Source organism: Streptomyces sp. NPDC043685, assembly GCF_056436585.1.
The window spans coordinates 962,673-975,874 of record NZ_JBWKCH010000001.1 but is presented as its reverse complement, the minus strand read 5'-3'; the positions used below and the strand labels follow the sequence as shown (position 1 = coordinate 975,874).

The following is a 13,202-nucleotide window of genomic DNA, read 5'->3' as shown; positions in this document are numbered from 1 at the left end:
TCAGAACCCGGCGGGCTCGGTGTACACCCCCCACTCGTCCCGCAGCACTCCGCAGATCTCGCCCAGCGTGGCCTCCGCGCGCACCGCGTCCAGCATCGGCCCGATCATGTTGGCCCCGCTGCGGGCGGCGGCCAGCATGGCGTCCAGCGCCGTGCGCACCGCGGCGTCGTCACGGGCCGCCTTGCGTGCGCCCAGCACCCGGACCTGCTCGCGCTCCACCTCGTGGCTGACCCGCAGGATCTCCAGGTCCCCGGTCACGGACCCGGTGTGGACGTTGACGCCGACGACCCGCTTGTCGCCCTTCTCCAGCGCCTGCTGGTACCGGAACGCCGACTCGGCGATCTCCCCGGTGAACCAGCCGTCCTCGATGCCGCGCAGGATGCCGGAGGTGATCGGGCCGATGGGGTGCTTGCCGTCGGGGTGCGCCCGCAGCCCGCGCTCCTTTATCTGCTCGAAGATCTTCTCCGCGTCCGCCTCGATGCGGTCGGTCAGCTGCTCGACGTACCAGGAACCGCCCAGCGGGTCGGCCACGTTGGCGACGCCGGTCTCCTCCATCAGCACCTGCTGGGTGCGCAGCGCGATCTCGGCCGCCTGCTCGCTCGGCAGGGCCAGGGTCTCGTCGAGCGCGTTGGTGTGCAGCGAGTTCGTCCCGCCGAGCACGGCCGCCAGGGCCTCCACGGCCGTCCGTACGACGTTGTTGTAGGGCTGCTGCGCGGTGAGGGAGACGCCGGCGGTCTGGGTGTGGAAGCGCAGCCACTGCGCCTTCTCGGACTTCGCGCCGTAGACGTCCCGCATCCAGCGGGCCCAGATCCGCCGCGCCGCGCGGAACTTGGCGATCTCCTCGAAGAAGTCGACGTGCGCGTCGAAGAAGAAGGACAGGCCGGGGGCGAAGACGTCCACGTCCAGCCCGCGCGACAGGCCCAGCTCCACGTAGCCGAAGCCGTCCGCCAGGGTGTAGGCCAGCTCCTGGGCGGCCGTCGCCCCGGCCTCGCGGATGTGGTAGCCGGAGACCGACAGCGGCTTGTAGGCGGGGATGCCGGCCGCGCAGTGCTCCATCAGGTCGCCGATGAGCCGCAGGTGCGGCTCGGGCTGGAAGAGCCACTCCTTCTGGGCGATGTACTCCTTGAAGATGTCCGTCTGGAGCGTGCCGTTGAGGACGGACGGGTCGACACCCTGCCGTTCGGCGGCGACGAGGTACATGCAGAACACCGGCACGGCCGGGCCGCTGATGGTCATGGACGTCGTGACGTCGCCCAGCGGGATGTCCTTGAACAGGACCTCCATGTCGGCCGCCGAGTCGATCGCCACACCGCAGTGCCCGACCTCGCCCAGCGCGCGCGGGTCGTCGGAGTCGCGGCCCATGAGGGTCGGCATGTCGAAGGCGACCGAGAGCCCGCCTCCGCCGTTGCGGAGGATCATCTTGTAGCGCTCGTTGGTCTGCTCGGCGTTGCCGAACCCGGCGAACTGCCGGATCGTCCAGGTGCGCCCCCGGTAGCCGGTCGCGTACAGACCGCGGGTGTAGGGGTACTCCCCCGGCCAGCCGATGCGCTCGAACCCGTCGTAGCGGTCACCGGGCCGCGGCCCGTAGACCGGCTCCACGGGGTCGCCGGAGAGCGTGGTGAAGTCGGCCTCGCGCTTGCGTGCGGCGTCGTACCGGGCCTGCCAGCGGCGGCGGCCCTCCTCGATGGCGTCAGCGTCCATGCCTTCGAATTTACTTGGACGTCCTAGTAAATGTCGATGGCTGACGGGAGTGACCTGGCGAACGGGTGAGAACGACCGCCGTACGCGCGCGTACGGCGGTGCTGTCGCCCGCGCGCTCTCACGCCTTGGCGGGCGCGGGCGCGTCCTCGGCGATCCGGGGCTCCAGCTCGTGGCTGATCCTGCGCTCCACGAAGAACGCGGCCGTCGGAATGGTCCCGGCGAGCAGCACCCACAGCTGCTTGCCCACCGGCCACTTCGCCTTGGAGCCCAGGTCGAAGGCGAAGATCAGATACACGACGTACAGCCAGCCGTGCGCGATGCCGACGACGCGCGTGAAGTCGTCGGCGCCGTCCATCTTCAGCAGGTACTTGGCGATGACGCCGACGGTCAGCAGGACCAGCAGCACACCGGTGACGTAGGCCATCACGCGGTAGCGGGTCAGCACGCTCTTCTTCATGCCGTCGAGCGTAACGACCCGTTCCGGGAGATCTTGCCCCGGGTCACTCCTCCTCGAAGTCACCCGCGGCGACGCGCAGGGGCCGCAGCATGGCGAAGATCTCCGCGCACTCCTCGGCGTCGTACACCCCGAGCCCGAAGTCCATCGCCATCAGGTCGCGGGTGGCCGACTCGACCACCTCGCGGCCCTTGGCGGTGATGCTGGCGAGGGTGCCGCGGCCGTCGTTCGGGTTGGGCCGCTTGGCGACCAGACCCGACCTGACCAGCCGGTCCACGGTGTTCGTCACGGACGTGGGGTGCACCATGAGCCGCTCGCCGATCTTGGACATCGGCAGCTCGCCGGACTTGGAGAAGGTGAGCAGCACCAGTGCCTCGTAGCGCGCGAACGTCAGCCCGTACGGCCTGACCACCGCGTCCACCTCGGCGAGCAGGATCTGCTGGGCGCGCATGATCGAGGTGATCGCGGCCATGGACGGCACGTTTCCCCAGCGCTGCTTCCAGCGTTCGTCGGCACGCGCGATCGGATCGAAGGAGAGACTGAGCGGCTTCGGCACGGACCCGACCTTACCGGCCGGTCACATGCTGGTCAGCCCTGTCTCGCCCTTCGGTCCGCCCGTGCCGCACCTACTCGGCGAGGTGCCGCTCCACCGTCTCCACCTTGGAGGTGAGGCCGTCCGTCACACCGGGGCGGATGTCCGCCTTGAGGACCAGGGAGACCCGGGGCGCACGCCGTTCGACCGCGGCCACGGCGCGCCGGACGACGTCCATGACCTCGTCCCACTCTCCTTCGACGGAGGTGAACATCGCGTCGGTCCGGTTCGGCAGCCCCGACTCGCGCACCACCCGCACGGCGTCGGCGACGTACTCCCCCACGTCCTCGCCGACCCCGAGCGGCGTCACGGAAAAGGCGACGATCATGCGCCCACCACGCCTTCCTTGCGGACGCGGGAGGCGATGACCGCGTCCTCGGCCTCACGCCGCAGCCGGCGCTCGGCGAAGAACCCGCCGGCGGGCAGCACCGAGAGCACGAAGTACAGGGCGGCGGTCTTCAGCGACCACTTCGCGCGGTTCCACGCGTCCGCCCAGAAGATGACGTAGAGGACGAACAGCGCTCCGTGCACCGCCCCCATCACCGGCACGGCGTTGAAGTCCGTGGTCCGCTTCAGCACCGAGCAGACCAGCAGGAGCAGGAACGAGATGGCTTCGGGGGCCGAGACCAGGCGGAGGCGGCGGATGGCGGTGGCGGTCTTGAGGTCCACGGGTCACCTTCGATGGGAGAGAACGGTTTGTGAACGCACGCACAAGCGTCCGGCCCATTGTGGCAAACCGCCCGGACCCCCGAGCCCCTAGGGGTGCGCTCAGGGGCGTTCTCCACCCACGGGCCCTGTCCGAGGGGCCAGGCCTGCGGATACCTTCGCGTATGTGGCGATGTTCCGACTTCAGAGCAGCAAGGTGCTCGCCGTCGACATGACCGGAGATGCCGTGAAGGCGAAGAACGGCTCGATGGTCGCGTACGACGGGGAGATGGCCTTCAAGAAGCTCAGCGGTGGCGGCGAGGGCATCCGGGGCATGGTGACCCGGCGGCTGACCGGTGAGCAGATGACGTTGATGGAGGTGAAGGGGCGCGGGACCTGCTGGTTCGCGGACCGCGCCTCCGAGATCAACCTGGTCAGCATCCAGGGCGACAAGCTCTACGTCGAGTCGAGCAACCTGCTCGCGACCGACGGGGGGCTGCGCACGGGCACGGAGTTCACCGGCCTGCGCGGCGCCTCGCAGGGCAACGGGCTGTTCACGACCACCGTCGAGGGCCACGGCCAGGCGGCGATCATGTCGGACGGCCCGGCGGTGGTGCTGCGGGTGAGCGCGCAGTACCCGCTGACCGTCGACCCGGGGGCGTACGTGGCGCACCAGGGCAACCTGCGGCAGTCCTTCCAGTCCGGCGTGACGTTCCGCACGCTGCTCGGGGAGGGCGGCGGCGAGGCCTTCCAGATGCGGTTCGAGGGGGACGGTCTGGTGTACGTGCAGCCGAGCGAGCGCAACACGATCGCGGGAGACGTGTGAGATGGCCTTCCGGGAGATCAACGGAAAGATGGTCGAGGCGACGGTCGTGCCCGGCCGGCGGCTGTTCAGCCAGCGCGGCGCGATGCTCGCCTACAAGGGCGAGGTGTCCTTCACACCCAACACGGCGGGCGGCCAGGGCGGGATCATGTCGATGATCGGCCGCCGGGTGGCGAACGAGGACACCCCCATGATGACCGTCGAGGGCAGCGGCACGGTCCTGTTCGGGCACGGCGGGCACCACGTGCAGGTGATCCACCTCACCGGCGACACGCTCTGCGTGGAGGCGGACCGCCTCCTCGCCTTCGAGGGCACCCTCCAGCAGGGCACGATGTTCCTGGGCTCGCAGGGCGGCGTCATGGGCATGGTGCGCGGCCAGGTCAGCGGCCAGGGGCTGTTCACGACCACCCTGAAGGGGCAGGGGGCCGTCGCGGTCATGGCCCACGGCGGCGTCATCGAGATCCCGATCAGCCCGCAGCGGCCGGTGCACGTCGACCCGCAGGCCTACGTCGCCCACCACGGCGACGTCCGCAACAGGCTGTCGACCGCGCTGGGCTGGCGGGACATGGTGGGCCGCGGCTCGGGCGAGGCGTTCCAGCTGGAGCTCAGCGGCAGCGGTGCGGTGTACGTCCAGGCGTCGGAGGAGAAGCTGTGAGCACCTACGGAACCCCGGGCGCCGGCCCCGCGGTCTTCGACCCGGCGACGCTGCCCGCCGACGACAACGTCAACCCGTACACCTTCTGCGTGGAGCTCAAGGGGAGCCAGTGGTTCCTGCAGAAGGGGAAGATGATCGCCTACTACGGATCGATCGGCTTCAACGGCGTCGGACACGGCCGGCTGGACCGTCTGGTGCGCACTTCCTTCCATTCGCCTCTGCACGCGAGCGACTGGGTCGTGGCGGAGGGCTCGGGCAAGATGCTCCTCGCCGACCGGGCCTTCGACGTCAACTCGTACGACCTCGAGGATGGCAACCTGACCATTCGCTCGGGCAACCTGCTCGCTTTTCAGCCAACTCTGGCACTGAAGCAATCAATCGTGCCGGGTTTTCTGACCCTCATCGGAACCGGAAAGTTCGTGGCCGCGTCCAACGGGCCGGTGGTGTTCATGGAACCCCCGATCCGGGTGGACCCCCAGGCCCTGGTCGGCTGGGCCGACTGCCCCTCCCCGTGCCACCACTACGACCACGGGTACATGGCCGGTGTCATGGGCGGTCTACGTGCACTGACGGGCCTCGGCGGGGCCTCCGGCGAGGAGCACCAGTTCGAGTTCGTGGGCGCCGGGACGGTGCTGCTCCAGTCGTCCGAGACCCTGATGGCCGAGCAGGCCACGGGGGCCGTTCCGCACGAGGCCGGCGTGCCGGGCGGCGGGGCGCACAACCCCCAGACGGGGCAGTCGGGCGTACCGCGTCTTCCCGGACAGCTGGGGGACCTCCAGCGTCGCTTCGGGCTGTGAGCGGTAGTCTGCGGAGTGTGACATCGAACGCCTGCGCACTGCTGTTCGCCAGGTGAACGCGGTCACACGCCACCCCTCACTAGTTCGCCTTTCAACCTTTTAGGTAGACTTCATTCATGGAGACCGAGACGGCCACCCGCTGGCTGACCGATGCGGAGCAGTGCGCCTGGCGCACCCACCTGGAGGTCAACAGGCTGTTGACGTACCAGCTCGAAAAGGACCTGCAGCCGTTCGGCCTGACAATGAACGACTACGAGATCCTGGTGAATCTCTCCGAGTCCGAGGACCACAGGATGCGGATGAGCGACCTCGCCTCCGCGACCCTTCAGTCCAAGAGCCGCCTCTCGCACCAGATCACGCGTATGGAGAACGCGAACCTGGTCCGGCGGGAGAACTGCGAGTCGGACCGCCGGGGGCTCTACGCGGTCCTGACCGACCACGGCATGGCGACGATGCAGAAGGTCGCGCCCCACCACGTGGCATCCGTACGCAGGCACTTCATCGACCTGCTCGCCCCCGAGTCCCTGACCGAGCTCGACAAGTCCCTCAAACCCATCGCGGAGCACCTGCGCGGACAGCGCGGACGCCCGTGACCGCGGCCTCCGGCTAGGCGAGCGGCAGGCGGAGCTCGAACAGGGCTCCGCCTGCGGGCCCGCGTCCGGCGGTGAGCGTGCCGCCGTGCCGCACGGCGACGTCCCGGGCGATGGCGAGCCCCAGCCCGGCCCCGCCGTCGTCGCGGCTGCGGGCGGCGTCCAGGCGTACGAACCGTTCGAAGATCCGCTCCCGGTCCTCCTCGGGCACGCCGTCGCCGTCGTCCGCCACGCCGACCACGGCCCGGCCGTCCTCGCACCACACGCTCACGGTGACCTGCGACCGGGCGTGCCGCTGGGCGTTGTCCAGCAGATTGGCGAGCACCCGCCCCAACTGCCCGCGTGAACCGGCCACTTCCACCGGTTCCGCGTCCACCGTGACACCCCGCCGTCCCTCGGCCGCCTCACGGGCGAGCCCGGCCAGGTCGACCGTCGCGTCGGCGGGCCGCTCCCCCGCGTCCAGCCGGGCGAGCAGCAGCAGATCGGCCGCCAGCCGCTGGAGCCGGACGGTGTCCTCCACGGCCCCGTCGAGGTCCAGCAGCTCGGGATGCGCGGCGGCCACCTCCAGCTGCGTCCGCAGCGAGGCGATCGGGCTGCGCAGCTCGTGGGAGGCGTCGGCGACGAAGCGCCGCTGCCGCTCCACGGACGTCTCCAGGGCCGCGAGCGTCTCGTTGGTGGTGCTGGCCAGCCGGGCGATCTCGTCGTGCGTGTCCGGCTCCGGGACGCGCCGCCCCAGGTCCTCGGAGTGGGTGATCGCGGCCATCTCGCGCCGGATCCCCTCCACGGGCCGCAGGGCCCGCCGGGTGACCAGCCAGGTCACGCCCGCGACGACACCGAGCAGCAGCGGGAACCCGATCAGCATCACCGTCAGCGCGGACCGCACGGCACCGTGCTCGGCGGCCAGCGGGGAACCGGCGTAGACCGTGAGGTGCCCCCGGTCGTGGGTCTCCACCTCGACGGCGGCGAACCGGTAGTCCTCCGCGTCCCCGTCGATCGTCGCGGACCCGTTGCTGAAGACGGTCTCCCCGGAGATCTCCCCGGGTTCGAGGGCCTCGTCGGCGTCGTCGGAGCCGTCGGAGCCGTCCTCGGAATCGTCGTCGCCCGACGGCTCGGCCGCGGGCTGCGGCTTCACCCGGCCGCTGTCGGTCCCGCTGATCCGCTCCAGATCGTCGCTGGCCGCGACCAGCCGCCGATGCCCGTCCAGGACCTGCACCGGCCCGTCGTCGCCGTCCAGGCCCGAGAGCTTGCCGTACGGCGTCCCGGCGGCGAGCTCGGCGGCGACCGCCCGCGCCGAGCGCTCCGCCTGCGTACCGGCCTCGCCCATCAGATTGGACCGCAGGGACAGCAGCACGGCGGCCCCGGCCGCGACGAGCGCCACCGCGACCACGAGCGTCGCTCCCAGCGTGGCCCGTGCCCGCACGGACCCGAAGAGCCGCTTCACGACGTCTCCAGCCGGTACCCGGCCCCGCGCACGGTCCGGATCAGCCCGGCGCGCAGCTTCCGCCGCAGCGTGCTGACGTACACCTCGACGATGTTGGGATCACCCTCGTAGGCGAAGTCCCAGACGTGCTCCAGGATCTCCGACTTGGACACCACCTCGCCGGCCCGCAGCACGAGCTGCTCCAGCACCGAGAACTCCTTGGCGGTGAGGGTGACCTCGTCCTCCCCCAGGAACACCCGCCGGGCCGCGGTGTCGACCTTCAGGTCTCCGTGCACATGCACCGGCGAGGCCCCCGCGCCCTGCCCGCGCCGACGCAGCAGCGCCTTGATCCGGGCGACCAGCACGACGTAGGAGAACGGCTTGGTCAGATAGTCGTCCGCACCCGTGTCGAGCCCCTCGGCCTCGTCGTACTCACCGTCCTTGGCGGTCAGCATCAGGATCGGCACCTCGTGCCCGGCGGCGCGCAGGGCGGCACAGACCCGGTAGCCGTTGAGGCCCGGCAGCATGATGTCGAGGACGACCAGGTCGTAGGTGCCCTCCGAGGCCCGGTGCAGCCCCTCCCGTCCGTCGTGGACGACGTCCACGGCGTACCCCTCGGCCGTCAGGCCCCTGGCGAGCGACAGGGCCAGCCGCTTCTCGTCCTCCACGATCAACAGGCGCATGCGTAAAGAGTGGCAAAGGCAACCTGAAGATCCTTTCAGGGGGCTTCAGGTTCCTCTCAGCCTCCGTCGTCCAGAGTCGAAGACGTCGAAAACGAAACGACTCGGGAGGAACCGCATGAAGCGCAACATCGTGATCGCCGCTGTGACCGCCGCCGCTCTGATCGGAGGCGGTACGGCCACGGCCCTCGCGACCACGTCGGACGACGAGGGGTCGGCGCGGCAGGCGGTGAACACGCGGGTGTCGGACGACGACGGCCGCGACGACGCCCGGGCGGCCTCTTCGAAGGTCACCGCGACCGAGGCGATCGCCTCCGCGCTGAAGCACACGTCGGGTACGGCCGTCTCCGCCGAGCTGGACGACGAGGACGACGGCGACAAGGTGGTCTGGAAGGTCGACGTCCTGTCCGGCGACGACACCTGGCACAGCGTGAGCGTCGACCCGTCGAGCGGCAGGGTCCTCGGTGCGCAGGCGGACGACGAGGACGACACGGCGCGGGTGCGTGCGGCTCTGAAGGGCTCCTCCGTGACGGCTGAGGAGGCCGCGAAGGCCGCCGCCGGCAAGGGCGTGGTGACCTCCGTCGACCTCGACGAGGACGGCAAGGACAAGTCCTGGGAGGCCGAGACGCGCACGTCCGGCGGAGCCGAGCAGGACTGGAAGATCGACCTCACGTCGGGCAAGGTCACGGCGGACCGTGCGGACGCCCAGGACGACGACGATCAGGACGACGACCAGGACTGATCCGCCCTCACGCGCATTCCGCCGCCCCGGTGTCCGTGCTGACGCCGGGGCGTCGCGCGGTCGCTTCGCACGCGGCGCGCGTCCGTGGTGCGATGGAACCGGGGGCGGAAGGAGAGCGCTCATGCCCGCAGCGAAGCGAACGAGTGTCGCCGCCTCGGTGTCGGTCCGCCCGCTGGTCGAGCCGGACCTGGACCGGGCCGACGCGATCTTCCGGGTCGCGTTCGGGACCTTCCTCGGGGCCCCTGAGCCGGAGACGTTCTTCGGGACCGCCGACTACGTGCGCACCCGGTGGGCGGCAGCTCCACACGCGGCCTTCGCGGCGACCGTCGAGGGCGAGGTCGTCGGATCGAACTTCGCCGCCGACTGGGGCAGCGTCGGGTTCTTCGGCCCGCTGACCGTACGTCCTGACCTGTGGGACCAGGGCATCGGCAGACGCCTGATGGAGCCGGTCATGGCCTGCTTCGACACCTGGGGGAACCGCCACCTCGGCCTGTTCACCTTCTCGCACAGTGCCAAGCACCTCGAGCTCTACCGCCGGTACGGTTTCTGGCCCCGCTTCCTCACGGCCGTCATGAAGAAACAGGTCGCCGGCACTGCCGAAGTCCCCGGCCGAGTGCTGTACGGCGAGCTGACCGCCGCTGAGCGGCCCGAAGCGCTGAGCCTCGGCCGCGCACTGACGGAGGCCGTGTACGAGGGCCTGAGCCTGGAGCGCGAGATCACGGCCACCCAGGCACAGGGGCTCGGCGACACCGTCCTCCTCGAGGGCGCCGGCTCCGGCCTGGACGGTCTGGCCGTCTGCCACTGCGGAGGCGGGTCGGAGGCCGGTGAGGACGTGTGCTTCGTCAAGTTCGGCGCCGTACGCCCCGGCCCGGGCGCCGCGGACCGGTTCGAACGGCTGCTGAACGCCTGCGAGCGGCTGGCCGCCGAGAAGGGACTCGGCCAACTGGACGCCGGAATGAACCTGGCCCGCCAGGACGCCTACCGGCGCATGGCCGACCGCGGTTTCCGCACCTGGCTGCAAGGCGTGGCCATGCACAAGCCCAACGAACCGGGCTACAGCCACCCGGACGCCTACGTGATCGACGACTGGCGCTGACTCCGCCGCCATGAGACGGCGCGCCGGCAGCCTCAGCCCTCCGTCAACCCGGCCACCAGTTCGTCAGCCGCCCGGTAGGGATCCAGTTCGCCCGCGACGATCCGCTCCGCCAGCGCCCCGAGCCGCCGGTCCCCGTGCAGGTCGCCGATCCGCTCCCGCAGTGCCGTCACCGCGATCGTCTCGACCTCCCGTGACGCCCGGGACAGCCGCCGCTCCGCGAGCACGCCCCGCTCCTCCATCCAGGCCCGGTGCTTCTCCAGCGCCTCGACGACCTCCTCGACGCCCTCGCCCCGCGCGGCGACCGTCTTCACGATCGGCGGGCGCCAGTCGCCCGGCCCGCGCGACTCGCCCAGCCCCAGCATGTGGTTCAGCTCGCGAGCCGTCGCGTCGGCCCCGTCCCGGTCCGCCTTGTTCACGACGTACACGTCACCGATCTCCAGGATCCCGGCCTTGGCCGCCTGGATCCCGTCGCCCATCCCCGGCGCGAGCAGCACCACGGACGTGTCCGCCTGCGAGGCGATCTCCACCTCGGACTGCCCGACGCCCACCGTCTCGACGAGGATCACGTCGCATCCGGCGGCGTCCAGGACGCGGATCGCCTGGGGCGCGGACCAGGCCAGCCCGCCCAGGTGCCCGCGCGTGGCCATGGACCTGATGTACACGCCCGGGTCGGACGCGTGCTCCGACATCCGCACCCGGTCCCCGAGCAGCGCACCGCCGGAGAACGGGGACGACGGGTCGACGGCGAGCACGCCGACCCGCTTGCCCTGCTTGCGGTAGGCGCTGACCAGCGCCGAGGTCGACGTCGACTTGCCGACGCCCGGCGACCCGGTCAGCCCCACCACGTACGCCCCGCCCGTCAGGGGCGCGAGCGCCTCCATGACCTCCCGCAGCTGCGGGGACGCCCCCTCCACCAGGGAGATCAGCCGGGCCACGGCCCGGGGCCGGCCTTCCCGGGCCTGGGCCACCAGCGTGGAGACGTCCTGCATCACAGCTCCGTTCAGATCAGGGACGTACCGAAACTCAGGCCTTGGGCACGCGCACGATCAGCGCGTCACCCTGCCCGCCGCCACCGCACAGCGCGGCCGCGCCGACGCCACCGCCGCGCCGCTTCAGCTCCAGCGCGAGATGCAGCACGAGCCGCGCACCGGACATCCCGATCGGGTGACCCAGGGCAATGGCACCACCGTTGACATTCACCTTTTCGGTGGACACGCCGAGGTCCTTCATGGACTGCACGGCCACGGCCGCGAAGGCCTCGTTGATCTCGATGAGGTCGAGGTCCGAGACCTCCAGGCCCTCCTTCTTCAGCGCGTGCAGGATCGCGTTGGACGGCTGCGACTGGAGCGAGTTGTCCGGCCCGGCCACGTTGCCGTGCGCCCCGATCTCGGCGATCCACTCCAGGCCGAGCTCCTGCGCCTTGGCCTTGCTCATCACGACGACGGCGGCGGCACCGTCGGAGATCTGCGAGGCGGAACCGGCCGTGATCGTGCCGTCCTTGGCGAAGGCCGGGCGCAGCTTGCCCAGGGACTCGGCGGTGGTGTCGCCGCGGATGCCCTCGTCCTTGCTGAACAGCACCGGGTCGCCCTTGCGCTGCGGGATCTCGACGGGCGTGATCTCGGCCTCGAACAGGCCGTTCTTCTGCGCGGCGGCGGCCCGCTGGTGCGACAGCGCGGCGATCTCGTCCTGCTCGGCCCGGCCGATGCCCAGGCGCGTGTTGTGCTTCTCGGTCGACTCGCCCATGGCGACACCGTCGAAGGAGTCGGTCAGGCCGTCGTGGGCCATCGAGTCGAGCATCTGGATCGCACCGTACTTGTAGCCCTCGCGGGACTTCGGCAGCAGGTGCGGGGCGTTGGTCATGGACTCCTGGCCACCGGCGACGACCACGTCGAACTCACCCGCACGGATGAGCTGGTCGGCGAGCGCGATGGCGTCGAGGCCCGACAGACACACCTTGTTGATGGTCAGCGCCGGCACGTTCATCGGGATGCCGGCCTTGACCGCGGCCTGGCGGGCGGGGATCTGCCCCGCCCCGGCCTGGAGCACCTGGCCCATGATCACATACTGCACCTGGTCGCCGCCGATCCCCGCACGGTCGAGGGCGGCCTTGATCGCGAAGCCGCCGAGATCGGCTCCGGAGAAGGACTTCAGCGATCCGAGCAACCGCCCCATGGGCGTACGAGCGCCCGAGACGATCACCGAACTGGTCGTGGCAGAAGACATGAGCTGCGATCCCCTTACCGGCTGCACAGCCGAGGAGTGAACGAGGGTTTACTTCGAATGTACTGACCGGTACTCCACCCCGTCATCGGGCCGTCGGTGTGATCGCGCGCACGTTGCGTAACCACCTCCGGGGCGCTGCACTGAGTCCATGCTGACGCGAATCGACCACATCGGAATCGCCTGTTTCGACCTCGACAAGACCGTCGAGTTCTACCGTGCCACCTACGGCTTCGAGGTGTTCCACTCCGAGGTCAACGAGGAGCAGGGCGTGCGCGAGGCCATGCTCAAGATCAACGAGACGTCCGACGGCGGCGCCACCTACTTGCAGCTGCTGGAGCCGACCCGGGAGGACTCCACCGTCGCGAAGTGGCTGGCGAAGAACGGGGAGGGCGTCCACCACATCGCCTTCGGCACGGCGGACGTCGACGCGGACGCGGCGGACATCAAGGGCAAGGGCGTCCGCGTGCTCTACGAAGAGCCGCGAGTCGGTTCCATGGGGTCACGGATCACCTTCCTGCACCCCAAGGACTGCCATGGCGTACTGACAGAACTGGTCACTTCGGCGGCTGTTGAGTCACCTGAGCACTGACCCTCGTACATAGGGGCCGGTAGGGTTGGGGGCGGTCGCCGCTCAGTGCAGGGTGACCGCGGTCCCGCCGTGCGACGGCAGGACCACCGGGGTCCGGGTTTCGGGGGACGAGCGTCGGGGCAGCAGCCTCTGCTCCGCCGATGATCTGACACCATTCCCCGGGGGCCCCGTTCGGCGGATGGACGGAGCTCGATC

Annotated in this window: 16 protein-coding genes; 7 read left to right on the top strand and 9 right to left on the bottom strand. The window is 70.4% G+C overall.

Going from position 1 to position 13,202, the window contains the following annotated elements; all coding sequences use genetic code 11:
- The 5 genes from AC0665_RS04605 to AC0665_RS04585 form a co-directional block, all read right to left on the bottom strand.
- Entirely contained in the window at positions 1–1,701 is a 1,701-nt protein-coding gene (locus AC0665_RS04605) for a coenzyme B12-dependent isobutyryl-CoA mutase large subunit (RefSeq protein WP_468414778.1), read from the bottom strand.
- 118 nt (positions 1,702–1,819) lie between these two features.
- On the bottom strand, positions 1,820–2,158 hold the full coding sequence (locus tag AC0665_RS04600; RefSeq protein WP_363118321.1) for a DUF3817 domain-containing protein: 339 nt from the start codon (positions 2,156–2,158) through the stop codon (positions 1,820–1,822).
- A gap of 43 nt (positions 2,159–2,201) precedes the next feature.
- Positions 2,202–2,711 (bottom strand): MarR family winged helix-turn-helix transcriptional regulator, encoded by a 510-nt coding sequence (locus AC0665_RS04595; RefSeq protein WP_363118322.1) that lies wholly within the window; start codon positions 2,709–2,711, stop codon positions 2,202–2,204.
- 70 nt (positions 2,712–2,781) lie between these two features.
- Positions 2,782–3,075, bottom strand: coding sequence for an MTH1187 family thiamine-binding protein (locus AC0665_RS04590; RefSeq protein ID WP_030854324.1), 294 nt, complete (start codon positions 3,073–3,075; stop codon positions 2,782–2,784).
- Positions 3,072–3,416, bottom strand: coding sequence for a DUF3817 domain-containing protein (locus AC0665_RS04585; protein WP_468414780.1), 345 nt, complete (start codon positions 3,414–3,416; stop codon positions 3,072–3,074). Before AC0665_RS04585 ends, AC0665_RS04590 begins: the two co-directional genes overlap by 4 nt.
- 169 nt (positions 3,417–3,585) lie before the next feature.
- Between AC0665_RS04585 and AC0665_RS04580 the strand changes: the two genes are divergently transcribed.
- From AC0665_RS04580 to AC0665_RS04565, 4 genes are all read left to right on the top strand, one after another.
- Positions 3,586–4,218: an AIM24 family protein gene (locus AC0665_RS04580; RefSeq protein WP_031105041.1), complete on the top strand. Its 633-nt coding sequence runs from the start codon at positions 3,586–3,588 to the stop codon at positions 4,216–4,218.
- Between the two features lies 1 nt (position 4,219).
- Positions 4,220–4,870, top strand: coding sequence for an AIM24 family protein (locus tag AC0665_RS04575; protein ID WP_478704407.1), 651 nt, complete (start codon positions 4,220–4,222; stop codon positions 4,868–4,870).
- The gene (locus tag AC0665_RS04570) at positions 4,867–5,667 is read left to right on the top strand and encodes an AIM24 family protein (RefSeq protein ID WP_478704406.1); all 801 of its coding nucleotides are present in this window, start codon (positions 4,867–4,869) and stop codon (positions 5,665–5,667) included. The genes AC0665_RS04575 and AC0665_RS04570 overlap by 4 nt, the downstream gene beginning before the upstream one ends.
- Positions 5,668–5,783: 116 nt before the next feature.
- Positions 5,784–6,260, top strand: coding sequence for a MarR family winged helix-turn-helix transcriptional regulator (locus AC0665_RS04565; protein WP_363117327.1), 477 nt, complete (start codon positions 5,784–5,786; stop codon positions 6,258–6,260).
- Between the two features lie 13 nt (positions 6,261–6,273).
- Here the strand turns inward: AC0665_RS04565 and AC0665_RS04560 are convergent, their stop codons facing one another.
- Both AC0665_RS04560 and AC0665_RS04555 read right to left on the bottom strand, forming a co-directional pair.
- The gene (locus tag AC0665_RS04560; RefSeq protein ID WP_478704405.1) at positions 6,274–7,698 is read right to left on the bottom strand and encodes a sensor histidine kinase; all 1,425 of its coding nucleotides are present in this window, start codon (positions 7,696–7,698) and stop codon (positions 6,274–6,276) included.
- Entirely contained in the window at positions 7,695–8,360 is a 666-nt protein-coding gene (locus AC0665_RS04555; protein WP_468414784.1) for a response regulator transcription factor, read from the bottom strand. Before AC0665_RS04555 ends, AC0665_RS04560 begins: the two co-directional genes overlap by 4 nt.
- Positions 8,361–8,475: 115 nt before the next feature.
- Between AC0665_RS04555 and AC0665_RS04550 the strand changes: the two genes are divergently transcribed.
- A complete protein-coding gene (locus AC0665_RS04550) occupies positions 8,476–9,099 on the top strand; it encodes a PepSY domain-containing protein (RefSeq protein WP_478610031.1) in 624 nt (207 codons plus the stop codon).
- A 121-nt stretch (positions 9,100–9,220) separates the two neighbouring features.
- Complete coding sequence (locus AC0665_RS04545; RefSeq protein ID WP_478704404.1) at positions 9,221–10,195, top strand: GNAT family N-acetyltransferase; 975 nt, start codon at positions 9,221–9,223, stop codon at positions 10,193–10,195.
- A gap of 32 nt (positions 10,196–10,227) precedes the next feature.
- On the opposite strand, the gene meaB is transcribed toward AC0665_RS04545, so the two are convergent.
- Positions 10,228–11,184: a methylmalonyl Co-A mutase-associated GTPase MeaB gene (meaB, locus tag AC0665_RS04540; protein WP_366052457.1), complete on the bottom strand. Its 957-nt coding sequence runs from the start codon at positions 11,182–11,184 to the stop codon at positions 10,228–10,230.
- A 34-nt stretch (positions 11,185–11,218) separates the two neighbouring features.
- Positions 11,219–12,418, bottom strand: a complete 1,200-nt coding sequence (locus AC0665_RS04535) for an acetyl-CoA C-acetyltransferase (RefSeq protein ID WP_468414787.1) — start codon at positions 12,416–12,418, stop codon at positions 11,219–11,221.
- Positions 12,419–12,566: 148 nt separating this feature from the next.
- Here AC0665_RS04535 and mce point away from each other — a divergent pair, with 148 nt between their 5' ends.
- Positions 12,567–13,007, top strand: a complete 441-nt coding sequence (gene mce / locus AC0665_RS04530) for a methylmalonyl-CoA epimerase (RefSeq protein WP_363117320.1) — start codon at positions 12,567–12,569, stop codon at positions 13,005–13,007.
- Positions 13,008–13,202: the final 195 nt, after the last annotated feature.